Source organism: Streptomyces sp. PsTaAH-137 (assembly GCF_003259365.1).
In the GTDB taxonomy this organism is placed as follows: domain Bacteria; phylum Actinomycetota; class Actinomycetes; order Streptomycetales; family Streptomycetaceae; genus Streptomyces.
This window is the reverse complement of record NZ_QLLY01000026.1, coordinates 80,448-94,288: the sequence shown is the minus strand read 5'-3', so window position 1 is coordinate 94,288 and position 13,841 is coordinate 80,448. Positions and strand designations below refer to the sequence as shown.

Sequence of the window (13,841 nt, the reverse complement as noted above, 5' to 3'; positions counted from 1 at the left end):
CAGGACGTGAGAAGGCCCGGAGCCGATCGGCTCCGGGCCTTCTCGTGTTCCGGGTGGCCCCGGGTCACGTCACGCAGTTCACACCGCGGTGTTGCGACCGGCCGCCATGCGCGGCAGCAGGCGGAAGCCCACACCGCCCGCGATCATGGTCGCGGCGCCGATCAGCAGGAACGTGGTGCCGGAGGAACCGGTCTCGGCCAGCTCGCCGGTCTTGGCGGACCCGGCCTGCTCCGTGCTGGAGCCGGTGTCCTGGAGGCTGTCCTTGCCCTGGCCCTGCTCGACGGGGTTGTTGTTGCCGTCGGGGTTGGTGTTGTCGCCACCGGTGGAGGAGGAACCGCCGGTGGAGGAGGAACCGCCGGTGGACGACGAACCGCCGTTGCCGGAGCCACCGTTGTTACCGGAGCCGCCATTGTCGGAGCCGCCGTTGCCGGAGCCGCCGTCCGTGGAACCACCGTCGGTCGCGCCACCGTCCGTGGCACCACCATCGGTCGCACCGCCGTCGGTCGCACCGCCGTCGGTCGCGCCACCGTCCGTGGCACCACCATCGGTCGCACCGCCGTCGGTCGCACCGCCGTCCGTCGCGCCACCGTCGGTCGCGCCACCGTCCGTGGCACCACCGTCGGTCGCACCGCCGTCCGTCGCACCGCCGTCGGTGCCACCGATGCCGCCGCCGACCAGGCCGCCGGCGTCGCCGCCGCCGTCCGTCGACCCGCCGTCCGTGGAACCACCGTCGGTCGTACCGCCGTCGGAGCCGCCGTCATCGCAGCCCAGCACGACGGAGAGCAGGCCACAGTCCTCGGTGGCGGAGCCATCGGCGGCCGAGGCGGCCCCCGCGGCGGTCAGCGACGCACCGGCGGCGATCACCGCGCCGGCAGCTATCCGTGCGACACGGATCCGCGTCTTATTGGTCATCTGTCTGCTACCCCCAGTAGCCAATCGTCGATGGAGCAGCGCCAGGGACCGCGTTCCGGAGGCAGCAGGAGTCTCGTCCGACCCGTTCCCCCGTACACACACGTCCCACTGATACGCATGCCGCGCGCCAGCCTTCCCAGTTTTCAGATCAACGTCAAGGCCGTTGCGTGCACAATGTCCCTATCCAGGGGAATTGACCGGCGTACGGACATGTGACTGTGATGTAAAAGGCAGAAAGCCCTTCACATCTCCCCCACAAAGAAAGGCAACTGCCGCTCTGTGAGCGGCAGTTGCCTTGTCGATAAAGCCGCCGGAACGGCGGATTCGCTTACTTCTCCTGCTGCTTGCGCCAGCGAATGCCGGCCTCGATGAAGCCGTCGATCTCGCCGTCGAGCACGGACTGCGGGTTACCGACCTCGAATTCCGTACGGAGGTCCTTGACCATCTGGTACGGGTGCAGGACGTACGAACGCATCTGGTTGCCCCAGGAGCTGCCGCCGTCGCCCTTCAGGGCGTCCATCTTGGCCCGCTCCTCCTGGCGCTGACGCTCGAGGAGCTTCGCCTGAAGAACGTTCATGGCCGTGGCCTTGTTCTGGATCTGCGAGCGCTCGTTCTGGCAGGAGACCACGATGCCGGTGGGGATGTGGGTCAGGCGGACCGCGGAGTCCGTCGTGTTCACGCCCTGGCCGCCCGGGCCCGAGGAACGGTAGACGTCGATGCGCAGGTCCGACTCGTCGATCTCGACGTGGTCGGTCTGCTCGACCACCGGGAGCACCTCGACGCCGGCGAAGGACGTCTGGCGGCGGCCCTGGTTGTCGAACGGGGAGATGCGGACCAGGCGGTGCGTGCCCTGCTCGACGGAGAGCGTGCCGTAGGCGTACGGGACCTGGACCGAGAAGCTGGTCGACTTGATGCCGGCCTCTTCCGCGTACGAGGTCTCGTAGATCTCCGTCTTGTAGCCGTGACGCTCCGCCCAGCGCAGGTACATGCGCTGGAGCTGCTCGGCGAAGTCGGCCGCGTCGACGCCGCCGGCCTCGGCGCGGATGTTGACGATCGCCTCGCGGGAGTCGTACTCGCCGGACAGGAGGGTACGGACCTCCATCTCGTCCAGCGCCTTCTTCACGGAGGTCAGCTCGGACTCCGCCTCGGCGCGGGTGTCCGGGTCGTCCTCCTCCTCGGCCATCTCGAAGAGGACCGAGAGGTCGTCGATGCGACCGCGCAGGGCCTCGGCCTTGCGCACCTCCGCCTGGAGGTGGCTCAGCTTGCTGGTGATCTTCTGCGCCTCTTCCGGGTCGTCCCACAGGGACGGCGCGGCCGCCTGCTCCTCGAGCACGGCGATATCTGCCCTCAGCTTGTCGAGGTCCAGGACGGCCTCGATCGACTCCATGGTCGAGGAGAGGGACTTCAGCTCTTCGGATACATCGACGACTGCCACATCACCAGCCTAACGTCTGCCGCAAGCGGCTTCCGCCGGGTGCCGGGCGCCTTGGTTTCCCGGGGCTCCTGGCTTGCCGGTCGCCTGCGGTCCGGTAACCACGCCTCGCGCAGTTCCCCGCGCCCCTGGGCCGTCCTTCACGCGCGCCACCGTCGTGGCCGGTCGCGCAGTTCCCCGCACCCCTGGGCCGTCTCTCACGCGCGCCACCGTCGTGGCCGGTCGCGCAGTTCCCCGCACCCCTGGGCCGACTTTCACGCGCGCCACCGTCGTGGCTGATCGCGCAGTTCCCCGCACCCCTGGGCCGACTTTCACGCGCGCCACCGTCGTGGCTGATCGCGCAGTTCCCCGCACCCCTGGGCCGACTTTCACGCGCGCCACCGTCGTGGCTGATCGCGCAGTTCCCCGCACCCCTGAGGCGTGCGCTGCGCGCCGCCTCCCCTTGAGGCTGCGCTCCGCGCGCCTCCCGATGGGGCAGTGGTGCGCCTCTCCTGATGGGGCGGCGGTGGCGCGTCTCTCTTGATGAGATGGCGCACGAAGTGCGCATCTCAGGGGCGCGGGCACCTGCGCGAAAAGCGGCCGCCGGGCCGCGCACGAAGAACTGCCCAGGGGCGCGGGGAACTGCGCGACCAGCCATGACGGAGCCGCAGACGGGCGAGGGGCGCTACGGGGCCGATGGGGCCGAGTTCTGGTTGTCCGTGGGGGGCTCGGGGGCGTCTCCGGAGGAGAGGGCCCAGATGCCGCCGCCCAGCGCCGCGGCCAGGACCAGCCCGGCCACCCCCAGAGTGATCCGGCGCCGGCGCGCGGAATGACGGTTGCGGGCGGAGCCGGGCCGTGGGGCACCCGAGGCGCGGGGAGCCCGGGCGGTGCCGCGGGCGCCGCCGGCCAGCTCGTCCGGCGCCGGGACCCTCATCGACGTATGGGTGTCGCGGTTGGAGTCGGCCGAGGCCGTACCGGGAACAAGAGGCACGGCACCGCGCCGGGGCCGCTCCACCGCCACCGGCTCCTCGTCCGGCGCCTGCGGCTCCTCGGCGTCCTGCTCGGCATCGGGCTCGTCGACGTCGAGCGGCGCCATCCCGGCCAGGAACGGCAGCAGCTCGCGCAGCCCGGCGGCCATCTCCGAGGCCCGCAGCCGGGAGGCCGGCGCCTTGGCGAGGCACTGGATGAGCAGCTGCCACAGCTCGTCGGGGATGCCGGGCAGCGGGACGACGGTCTCCGTGACGTGCCGGCGCAGGATCGCCCCGGGATGCCCGCCGCCGAACGGGGTGAACCCCGCCAGAAGCTCGTACAGGACCGTGGCGAGGGCGTATATGTCGACCGCGGCGCGCGGCGGGAGGCCCTCGACGATCTCGGGGGCGAGGCAGTCCGGCGTGCCGATGATCTTCGTCGCCTTGGTGCGGCGCGGAGTGTCGATCAGCTTGGCGATGCCGAAGTCGGTGAGGAGCGCGGGGTGCGCGCCGCCGGGGCCGAGCGGGCCCTGCATGTCGAGCAGGATGTTCTCGGGCTTCACGTCGCGGTGGACGATGCCGGCGGCGTGCGCGGCGGCCAGCGCGTCGGCGACGTCGGCGGCGATCGCGACGGCGGCCTCGGGGGCCATGCGCCGCTCGCGCTCCAGGCGGGTGCGCAGGTCGGTGCCGCGGACCAGGTCCATGACCAGGGCGAGGTCGTTGCCGTCGACCACCAGGTCGTGAACGCCGACCACGCGCGCGTGGTCGAGGCTCAGCAGGGCGGTGCGCTCCTGGACGAAGCGGCCGACCAGTTCCTGGTCGGAGGCGAGATCCTCGCGCAGCAGTTTGATGGCGACGGGACCCTCGGGTCCCTCGCCCAGCCACACGGTGCCCGCACTGCCACGCCCCAGGATCTGGTGGGCGGTGTACCGGCTGCCGATTTTCCGTGCCAAGACTGCTCCTACAGACGCGTGTTGGCGCCCAAGCTACGCGGCCCGGACGCCAACCATCGCATCAGAGCGGGAAATCACCCGCCGGATGTCGACAAATCTCCAACATCGCAGTTCAGTTGCCGGTTTTGCTCCCCAGATCGCCGATCCAGCCGGTGATGTCGTCGAACCAGGTGGAGAGCTGGTCCCAGTACCCCTTGCCGGTGCCGATCCAGTCCTGGAGCGGAGTGAATTCCCAGACCAGCCAGCTCACCACGAAGAGGATCACGATCATGAACAGGCAGCCCTTGAGGCAGCCGAGACCGGGGATCTTCATCGGGTTGGCGCTGCGCTGGCGCGGCTCGCGCGGGGGCCGCGCCTGCTGGGGCGGCGGCTGCGGCGGCGCGTACTGCTGCGGCTGCTGCCTGGGCTGCTGGGGCTGCTGCGGCTGCGGGGTCGAGCGCGGCGCCTGGCGCGGCTGCCGGGGCGCGTAACTCTGCTGGCGCGGCTGCTGCTGGGGCTGCTGGACCTGGCGCTGGGGGCGGCGGCGCAGCGGGTCCTCGTCGGGGTTGAGGTACTGGACCTGCGTCTGCTCGTTGCGGTCGCGGGCCGCGCGCATCTGGTTCTGCCACGGGTGCGGGTCGTCGGGGTCGCCGCCCGGGGAGTTCTGCGGGACCGGAGGCATGACGGCCGTCGGGTCGGCCGCGCCGTGCGGGCCCGCCTGGTTGCCCTGCTGCTGCATGACGCTCGTCGCGGCGTTCGGATCGACCTGGCCGAACTGGCCGAAACCCGACGCGTTGTTCGGCAGTACCTGCGTGGGGTCGGCGGCGCCGGGGACCTCCGGGACCTGTGCCGGGTCCGGGTCGGGCATCAGCAGGGCGCCGACGCCCTCGGCGGCGTGGATCTGCGCGCTGTTGGCATGCACGCCGATGCCCTCGGCGACGGTGCGCAGCCCGCGCGCGAGGTTCTCCGCGCTGGGCCGCTCGTCCGGGTTCTTGCGCAGGCAGCGCTCGATGACCGTCCACAGCGGGTCGGGCACGGTGGAGGGGCGGCGCGGCTCGGCGCTGAGGTGCTGGTGGAGCACTTCGAGGGCGGAGCCGCCGGAGAACGGCGGGCGCCCGGTCACCAGCTCGTAGAGCAGGATGCCCGCGCCGTAGATGTCGACCGCGCTGGTCTGCGGGCGGCCCTCGGCGGACTCGGGCGCGACGTACGCGGGCGTGCCCACGAACTCGTGGGTGCGGGTCAGGCCCGGGGAGTCGGCCAGGCGCGCGATGCCGAAGTCGGTCAGCATCGGGTGCATGCCACCGGCGTCCTGTTTGAGCAGCACGTTCGCCGGCTTCAGGTCGCGGTGCACGACGCCGTCGGCGTGGCTCGCGGCGAGCGCGTCGGCGACCTGGGCGGTCAGCAGCGCGGCCGCGACCGGCGAGAACGGGCCGTTCTCGCGCAGATAGCGGTGCAGGTCCGGGCCGTCGATCAGGTCCATGACCAGGGCGAGCAGCTCGCCCTCGACGACCAGGTCGCGCGTGCGGACGATGTTCGGATGCGTGAGCCTGAGCAGGACGGAGCGCTCCCTGAGGAAGCGCATCACCACGTCCGCGTCGTTGGCCAGCTCTTCCTTCAGGACCTTGATCGCGACCGTCTCGCCGGGCTGGCCGGCGACGGCCGCCTCGGCACCCGCGGTCTCGCGCTGGCGGGCCCGCCAGACGGTGCCCGTGGCGCCGCGTCCGAGCGGCTCCTCGAGCAGGTACTTGCTGCCTACCGGCCGCACGTCATGCGCTCCCTGCTTGGCTTTGCGAACTGTGTTCCGACCCACTGTAGTGGCGCCGTACGAGGTACAGGCTGTCGATCTTCCGTGACCACTCATACCCGTGTTCGACGGACAGACCTCGTCGGAAAGACGCAATTCCGGTCCTCCCGGTTGCCGACGGGGGACGTGAGCGATCTCAACCGGTCGCGGGGCGGCGACAGAGCAGGCACTTTTGCGGGCAGAGCCGACCAATCAAGATCACTTACGGGTGGGGGGCGGGCGAAGTGTCAGTGGCAGGTGCGAGGATGCCTCTCAGCACTGGCTGACGTGCCCGTGGCGGCGGGGGAATCTGCGGTGGGGACCGCGGGCGTCCCTGGCCCGGGCGCCCGCGCAGAAGGGACCGCTGACGGCGATGCAGATCCGGCTTACCGTCATGGCCTCCGTCGAGGCCGCATCCCCGGTCCGCGACCTTCTGGTCACAGCGCCCGCGGGCACCGCGCTCGCCGCCGTGCTCTCCGGACTCGTCGCGGCCGCCGCGGGCGGCGACGCCCCCTCCTCCGTGCTATACGCGGGCCATGAGCGGCTCGATCCGCAGCGCTGTCTGCTGGGCGAGCCGCCGCTGACCGACGGCGCGGTGCTCTCGCTCGGCGGCCCCACCGACCCCGGCCCCGATCCCGACTCGGCGGCGGCCCAGCTGCACGTGGTGGCGGGGCCGGACGCGGGCGGCGTCCATCTGCTGCACGGCGGCCAGATCCGCATCGGCCGCTCCGCCGACGCCGACGTCAGCCTCGACGACCCGGACGTGTCACGGCTGCACTGCGCGGTGACGCTCGCCCCGGACGGCCGGGTCACGGTGGCGGACCTGGGTTCGACGAACGGGACGACGCTGGAGGGCCGCTCCCTCGACGAGCGCCCCGTGCGCCTCTCCCCCGGCACCCTGCTGCGCCTGGGCGAGTCGGCGCTGCGGGTCACGGCGGCGGGCGGCACGGCCCGTACGGCACCGCTGGCGACGGCGCCCGACGGCGAGGGGCAGGTGCGGGTGGCGCTCGGCACGGCCGACCCCCGGCGGCCCGCCGCGGGCGACGCCCCGGCCGCGCCTTCGTCGCCGATGGTCCCTTCCGACGAGACCCGGCACACGTACGGGGACGCGTCCTGGGGCGCCTCGGGTGACGAGGCGCCCGGGGGCGCGCAGCCCGTCGTACCGGGCCAGGGCGGGGCGCCCGACGTGGAGCGGACCGGGACGGGCACGCCACCGCGCGGTACGGAGCTGCCGTCCGCCCCGCGCAAGCGCGGCGGTCTGGGGCGGCTGCTACGCCGCGGCCCCGGGCGCGACGAGCCGCACGCGAAGGACACGGCCCGTTCCGCGCACGACGCCGAGCACGCGATCCACGAGCCGTACGCGATGCGCGCGCCGCAGCAGCCCGGCGTGCCCGCTCCCCGCAGCGGCGCCGAGCCCGTTCCCGCCGTGCCCGCCGCCGAGACCTGGCCCGACGCCGCCACGCTGCTGCTCACCGCGCTCGGCCCCGGGCCGCGGCTGTGGGAGCGCCGGCCCGGGCACCCGGAGGCGCTGGCCGTACGGCTCGGCACGGTCGACCGGCCGGGGCCCGGCGGCTCCGGACCGCTGCCCGCGGTCCCGGTGACCGTAGGACTCGCCGAGGCGGGGGCGCTCGGGCTCGCGGGGCCGCGGACGCGGCTCGCCGGTCTGGCCCGCGCGGTCGTGGCCCAGCTCGCCGCGCTGCACGCGCCGGACCAGCTGGAGATCGTCCTGATCAGCACCGACCGGGCGCGGCCCGAGGCGGAGCGGATCGCCGAGTGGTCCTGGCTCGGCTGGCTGCCCCATGTGCGCCCGGCCCACGGCCAGGACTGCCGGCTGCTGCTCGCGTACGACCGGGACCAGGCGGCCGCCCGCACCGGTGAGCTGCTGCGCCGCCTCGACGACCATGCCGCGGGCCTGCGCCCCGACGCCGCCGCCGTGGTCGTCGTCGACGGCGACCCGGGGTCGGCCACGCTGCGGGAGGCCACCGTGCGGCTCGCCGCCGAGGGCTCGGCGGCCGGGATCCACGTGGTGTGCCTCGCCGAGACACCGGCCACCACCCCGGCGTCCCCGGTCGACCGGACCTATGAGGCGGCCTGTGCGCAGAGCCCGGCCTTCCGCGCGTGCGGCGCCGCGGCGCTGCTCAGCGGGGACGTGGCGACCTCCCTGCGGCTGCACCGCGCCGCCCAGGGGCAGCCCGTCGGGCACGGGACCGTGGCCACGGTGGACGCGGTGTCGCTCGCGTGGGCGGAGCGGTTCGCGCGGGCGCTCGCACCGCTGCGCACGGAGGGCGCGGGCACGTCGGGGCTGCCGCACGCGCGCGTGTCGGCGCCGTTGCCGCAGGTCGCCCGGTTGCTGGACGAGCTGGGGCTGGCGCGGGCCACCCCGGCGTCGCTGATGGCGCGCTGGGCCGCGGCCACGGACGATCCGGAGGCCCTGGGCGGCCGGGTGGTGGCGGTGCTCGGCGCCGGGCCGCGCGGGCCGGTCGGGGTCGATCTCGCCGCGGACGGGCCGCATCTGTTCGTCGAGGGGCCCGCGGGCAGTGGCCGTACGGAGCTGTTGCGCTCCGTCGCCGCGTCGCTCGCCGCCGCCGAGCGGCCGGACCGGCTCAGCCTCGTCCTCATCGACGGGGAGGGCGGCGCCGGTGGGTCGAGCGGCGCGGCCGAGGGCTTGCGGGTCTGTACGGACCTGCCGCACGTCACGACCCACCTCGCGGCCAACGACCCGGTGCGGATGCGGGAGTTCGCCCAGTCGCTGAGCACCGAGCTGAAGCGGCGGGCCGAGTTGATAGGGCGTACGCACTTCACCGAGTGGCACACCCAGCGCACCGTCGCCGGGCGTCTCGTTCCGCAGCGCAGCGCGCCGCCCTCCTCCGGTGCCGACGATCTCGACACGGCGCCGAGTTCCACGATGCCGACGATGCGGCTGCGGCCCGGTGCGGCGCGGGAGAAGGCGGAGGCGGCGCCGCCGTTGCCGCGGCTCGTGGTGGTCGTCGACGATCTGGACGCGCTGCTGGCGCCGCCGCTGGGGTCGCCGGGGCGGCCCGCCGCGGGGTCCGTGGTGCGGGCGCTGGAGGCCGTGGCGCGGGACGGGGAGCGGCTCGGGGTGCATCTCGTCGCCTCCTTCGCCTCCGGCGGAGATGCCGGGTGGGCGGCTCGGCCCCGGGTGGTGCTCGATGCCGTGCGGGGTGGTGGGGTCGAGGATCCGGCGCCGGGGCGGGGGCGGTTGTTCGCTGCCGATGGGCGGGATGTGGGGCTTCAGTCCGGGCGGGTCACCGGGCGGATTCCGCGCACGGCCACGCTCCGGCCCACCGTGGTCGTCCTCGACTGGGCCCGCATGGGCGATCCCCCGGACCGTCGCCCGGTCCGCGAGCTGGGCAACGGGCCCACGGACCTGGCCCTCCTGGCCAGCGCCCTGGAACGAGCGGCCCGCTCGGTCTCGGCCCAGGAAGTCCCGTCCCTCCTCTAGCAGTTCCCCTGTCACGTTGTCGCTCATCCGCGGCCCGGCGGTGGCTGGTCGCGCAGTTCCCCGCGCCCCTGGGTAGTCCGTCACGCGCGCCCCGGTGGCCGCTTCTCGCGCAGTTCCCCGCGCCCCTAAAACCAGTTCCCACGCGCGCCTCTCGTCGTGGCTGGTCGCGCAGTTCCCCGCGCCCCTGAGATGCGCACTTCGTGCGCCATCTCATCAAGAGAGGCGCACCCCGACCGCCCCCCGCCCCACCAGAGAGGCGCGCCCCTATCGGGAGGCGCGCGGAGCGCAGCCTCTCAAGGGGAGGCTGCGCGCAGCGCATGCCTCAGGGGCGCGGGGAACTGCGCGAGAAGCGGCCACCGGGCCGCAGACGAACGAACAACCCAGGGGCGCGGGGAACTTCACAAGCGGCCCGGGCATCACGACCCCGTCACGATCACCGTCGCGGAGCGCCCGGCACCCTTGCCGGTTCTCCCTGGTGGGGCGTAGACCAGAGCGCACGAACACGCCAGAAGTACAGCGCTCAGTACGTACGTTCAGCCTTCAGGACGAGAACGGGGCAGTGATGCGCAGCACTCTTCGGACACCCACCTTCCGCCGAGCGGCCGTGGCCCTGGCCGCAGGCTCATTGACGCTGGCACTCGCCTCGTGCGGCGGCAGTGACGACAAAAAAAGCGATGAACCGGGCGGGAAGGACACGGGCTCTTCCTCCGGCTCCTCCCTCCAGCTCCCCAAGCTGGACGGCAAATCGCTGGAGATCGCCGCCGTATGGACCGGTGACGAGCAGAAGAACTTCAAGCAGGTGCTCGCGGAGTTCGAGAAACGGACGGGCGCGAAGGTCACCTTCGTCCCCGCACAGGACCCGATCATCAACTTCATCGGGTCGAAGGTCGCGGGCGGCTCCCCGCCCGACGTGGCGATGCTGCCGCAGCCCGGCGCCATCAAGCAGGCCGTCGACAAGAAGTGGGCGAAGCCGCTCGACAAGGACGTGCAGGCCGAGCTGACGAAGAACTACAGCCAGGGCTGGCAGGACCTCGGCAAGGTCGACGGCCAGAGCTACGGCGCCTACTACAAGGCCGCCAACAAGTCGCTGATCTGGTACAACGCGGCGGTCTTCCAGAACGCGGCGGCGAAGGAGCCGAAGACCTGGAAGGAGTTCCTGACCACCAGCCAGGCGCTCTACGACTCCGGGGTGACGCCGGTGTCGGTGGCCGGTGCCGACGGCTGGCCGCTCACCGACTGGTTCGAGAACATCTACCTCTCGCAGGCGGGCCCGGAGAAGTACGACCAGCTCGCCGCGCACAAGATCAAGTGGACGGACCCGTCGGTCAAGCAGGCGCTGACGACGCTGGCCCAGTTGTGGGGCAAGAGCGACTACCTCGCGGGCGGCAACAAGGGCGCGGTGGGCACCGAGTTCACCAAGTCCGTCGAGCAGACCTTCACCGGCGGCGACCAGCCCAAGAGCGCCATGGTCTACGAGGGCGACTTCGTGCAGGTCAACATCGCGCAGACCAAGGCGAAGGTCGGCACGGACGCGAAGGTGTTCCCGTTCCCGGCGGTCGGCGCCAAGGCGCCCGTGGTCAGCGGCGGCGACGCAGCGGTGATCTTCAAGGACTCGCCGGCGGCGCAGGCCCTGGTGAAGTTCCTGGCCTCCCCCGACGCGGCCACCATCCAGGCCAAGCTGGGCGGTTACCTCTCGCCGAACAAGAACGTGGAGCTGTCCGCGTACCCGAACGCCGTGCAGCGCACGATCGCCAAGGCGCTCGTCGACTCCGGCGACGACTTCCGCTTCGACATGTCGGACCAGACCCCGCAGGCGTTCGGCGGCACGCCCGGCAAGGGCGAGTGGAAGGCGCTCCAGGACTTCCTGGCGAACCCGAAGGACATCGAAGGCACCCAGAAGACTCTGGAGGCCGACGCGGTCAAGGCGTACAAGGACTGATCGGGCGATGACCACCCCGGCCGCCGGACCCGACAAGGACGGCGGCCCGGGTGCCGCCGCCGACGCACCGGCCACCACGGCCGCGTCGGCGACACCCGGGCCCGCCCCCGCTCCCCGCCGCTTCAAGAGCGTGACCGGTACCCGCAGGACCGTCGCGCTCTTCTTCCTCCTGCCCGCGCTCGTGCTGCTCGGCGCGCTCGTCGTCTACCCGATCGGGTACTCGGTCGTGCGCAGCTTCTTCAACGCCTCGGGCGACTCGTTCATCGGGTTCGACAACTACCAGACGCTGTTCACCCGTTCCGACACCAAGGCCGCGATCAACAACAACATCTGGTGGGTGGTGCTCGCCCCGACGGTCGCCACCGCACTCGGCCTGATCTTCGCCGTGATGACCGAGCGGATCCGCTGGGGCACGGCGTTCAAGCTGGTCGTCTTCATGCCGATGGCGATCTCGATGCTGGCCGCCGGCATCATCTTCCGGCTGGTGTACGACCAGGATCCGGGCAAGGGCGCGGTGAACGCGGTGTGGACCTCGGTCCACGACACGTTCAGCTCGGCGTCCGCGTTCCCGAAGGCCCATCCGCGCGCCAACGACCCGCTCGCGGGCAAGGCGGGCGGCCCGTACCTCACCAAGCAGCCGGTGCAGGCGGGCACGTCCTATCTGCTGCCGCTGGTCGGGGTCGCCGCCGACGAGATGCCGAAGGACGCGAAACCCGCGAAGGCGGCCACCGCCTCACCGGGGAAGGTCACCGGCACGCTCTGGCAGGACTTCACGCTCGGCAAGGGCGTCGGCAAGGCGAAGGACGTCGACGCAACCGAGGTCGGCTACCCCGGCATGCGGGTCGAGGCCGTGAAGGGCGGCAAGGTGGTGGCGTCCACGACGGCAGCCGCCGACGGCACCTTCACCCTGCCCGCCGCCGCCGACGGGGCAAAACTCCGGCTGCCCGCCACCAACTTCAAGGAGGCGTACAACGGCGTCGACTGGCTCGGCGACAAGAAGTTCTTCACCATCCATCTGGGCGGCTTCGACCTCTACCTCAACATCGTGACGACCTCGATCATGGTCGCGTACGTGTGGATGTGGGCGGGCTTCGCGATGGTCCTCATCGGCGCCGGACTCGCCGGGATCCCCCGGGAACTCCTGGAGGCGGCCCGGGTGGACGGGGCCACGGAGTGGCAGGTGTTCCGGCGGGTCACGGTGCCGCTGCTCGCACCGGTGCTCGCGGTCGTCCTCGTCACTCTCATGATCAACGTCCTGAAGATCTTCGACCTGGTCTACATCATCGCGCCGGGCTCCACCCAGGACGACGCCAACGTCCTGGCGCTGCAGCTGTACCTGTCGGCGTTCAACGAGAACAACGAGGGCCTGGCCAGCGCCATCGCGGTGCTCCTGCTGCTCCTCGTGATCCCGGTGATGTGGTTCAACATGCGGCGGCTGAGGCAGGAGGCGCGGCGATGACGACGGTCGACGACACGGTGCGGGCCAAGCGGTCGGTCGCGGGACGGATCGGCGAGAAGCTCGGCGGCGGTGTGGTGCAGTTCGTGCTGCTCGTGGTCGGCGCGCTCTGGCTGGTGCCGACCGTCGGGCTGCTGCTCTCCTCGCTGCGCTCACCCGACGACATGGCGGCGAGCGGCTGGTGGAAGGTGTTCTCCAAGCCGTCCCAGCTCACCTTCGACAGCTACAGCAAGCTGCTCGAGAACTCCGACATCACGAAGTCCCTGCTCAACACGATCCTGATCACGGTGCCCGCGACCTTGCTGGTCATCGTGATCGGTTCGCTGGCGGGGTACGCGTTCGCGTGGATGGAGTTCCCGGGCCGCGACTGGTGGTTCCTGATCGTGGTGGGGCTGCTTGTGGTGCCGGTGCAGCTGGCCCTCGTACCGATCGCCAAGCTCTTCGGCGACATCGGCATCTTCGGGTCGGTGCTCGGCGTGGTGCTCTTCCATGTCGCGTTCGGGCTGCCGTTCGCGGTGTTCCTGTTGCGGAACTTCTTCGCGGAGATACCGCGCGAACTCCTGGAGGCGGCGCGGCTCGACGGGGCGGGCGAACTGCGCCTGTTCGCGCGGGTGGTGATGCCGCTGGCCGCTCCGGCGATCGCCTCGCTCGGCATCTTCCAGTTCCTGTGGGTGTGGAACGACATGCTGGTCGCCCTGGTCTTCACGGACGCGGGCAGCCAGCCGATCACGGTCGCGCTGCAGACCCAGGTCCGCCAGTTCGGCAACAACGTCGACGTGCTCGGGCCCGGCGCGTTCATCTCGATGATCATTCCGCTCGCGGTGTTCTTCGCCTTCCAGCGGCACTTCGTCTCGGGTGTGATGGCGGGCGCGGTGAAGTAGCCGTTCACCGGGCGGGTTTGAGGGGGCGGGCCGGGAGTTCACCGGCCCGCCCCCGGCCGTCTCCGCGCCGTTCCCCCGAATGCCGCATCGTGCGTA

8 protein-coding genes are annotated in these 13,841 nt (G+C 72.0%); 4 read left to right on the top strand and 4 right to left on the bottom strand.

Going from position 1 to position 13,841, the window contains the following annotated elements:
- Positions 1–78: 78 nt before the first annotated feature.
- From K377_RS37470 to K377_RS37455, 4 genes are all read right to left on the bottom strand, one after another.
- Positions 79–912: a hypothetical protein gene (locus tag K377_RS37470; protein ID WP_111668119.1), complete on the bottom strand. Its 834-nt coding sequence runs from the start codon at positions 910–912 to the stop codon at positions 79–81.
- Between the two features lie 328 nt (positions 913–1,240).
- The gene (gene prfB / locus K377_RS37465; RefSeq protein WP_111668118.1) at positions 1,241–2,347 is read right to left on the bottom strand and encodes a peptide chain release factor 2; all 1,107 of its coding nucleotides are present in this window, start codon (positions 2,345–2,347) and stop codon (positions 1,241–1,243) included.
- A gap of 661 nt (positions 2,348–3,008) precedes the next feature.
- The gene (locus tag K377_RS37460) at positions 3,009–4,244 is read right to left on the bottom strand and encodes a serine/threonine-protein kinase (RefSeq protein WP_111668117.1); all 1,236 of its coding nucleotides are present in this window, start codon (positions 4,242–4,244) and stop codon (positions 3,009–3,011) included.
- A 112-nt stretch (positions 4,245–4,356) separates the two neighbouring features.
- Complete coding sequence (locus tag K377_RS37455; RefSeq protein WP_111668116.1) at positions 4,357–5,988, bottom strand: serine/threonine-protein kinase; 1,632 nt, start codon at positions 5,986–5,988, stop codon at positions 4,357–4,359.
- 391 nt (positions 5,989–6,379) lie between these two features.
- On the opposite strand from K377_RS37455, the gene K377_RS37450 reads away from it, so the two are divergent.
- The 4 genes from K377_RS37450 (at position 6,380) to K377_RS37430 (ending at position 13,745) form a co-directional block, all read left to right on the top strand.
- Positions 6,380–9,469 carry an FHA domain-containing protein gene (locus K377_RS37450; protein WP_111668115.1) on the top strand — a complete coding sequence of 1,030 codons (3,090 nt, stop codon included), beginning with the start codon at positions 6,380–6,382 and terminating at the stop codon, positions 9,467–9,469.
- Between the two features lie 562 nt (positions 9,470–10,031).
- On the top strand, positions 10,032–11,408 hold the full coding sequence (locus K377_RS37440; RefSeq protein ID WP_111668113.1) for an ABC transporter substrate-binding protein: 1,377 nt from the start codon (positions 10,032–10,034) through the stop codon (positions 11,406–11,408).
- A 7-nt stretch (positions 11,409–11,415) separates the two neighbouring features.
- Complete coding sequence (locus K377_RS37435) at positions 11,416–12,867, top strand: carbohydrate ABC transporter permease (protein WP_181512747.1); 1,452 nt, start codon at positions 11,416–11,418, stop codon at positions 12,865–12,867.
- Positions 12,864–13,745, top strand: a complete 882-nt coding sequence (locus tag K377_RS37430; RefSeq protein WP_111668112.1) for a carbohydrate ABC transporter permease — start codon at positions 12,864–12,866, stop codon at positions 13,743–13,745. Before K377_RS37435 ends, K377_RS37430 begins: the two co-directional genes overlap by 4 nt.
- Positions 13,746–13,841 lie beyond the last annotated feature (96 nt).

Coding starts and splice junctions, on each gene's coding strand:
- K377_RS37470 (WP_111668119.1), bottom strand. CDS start 912: ATGACCAATAAGACGCGGATCCGTGTCGCACGGATAGCTGCCGGCGCG.
- K377_RS37450 (WP_111668115.1), top strand. CDS start 6,380: ATGCAGATCCGGCTTACCGTCATGGCCTCCGTCGAGGCCGCATCCCCG.
- K377_RS37440 (WP_111668113.1), top strand. CDS start 10,032: ATGCGCAGCACTCTTCGGACACCCACCTTCCGCCGAGCGGCCGTGGCC.
- K377_RS37435 (WP_181512747.1), top strand. CDS start 11,416: ATGACCACCCCGGCCGCCGGACCCGACAAGGACGGCGGCCCGGGTGCC.
- K377_RS37430 (WP_111668112.1), top strand. CDS start 12,864: ATGACGACGGTCGACGACACGGTGCGGGCCAAGCGGTCGGTCGCGGGA.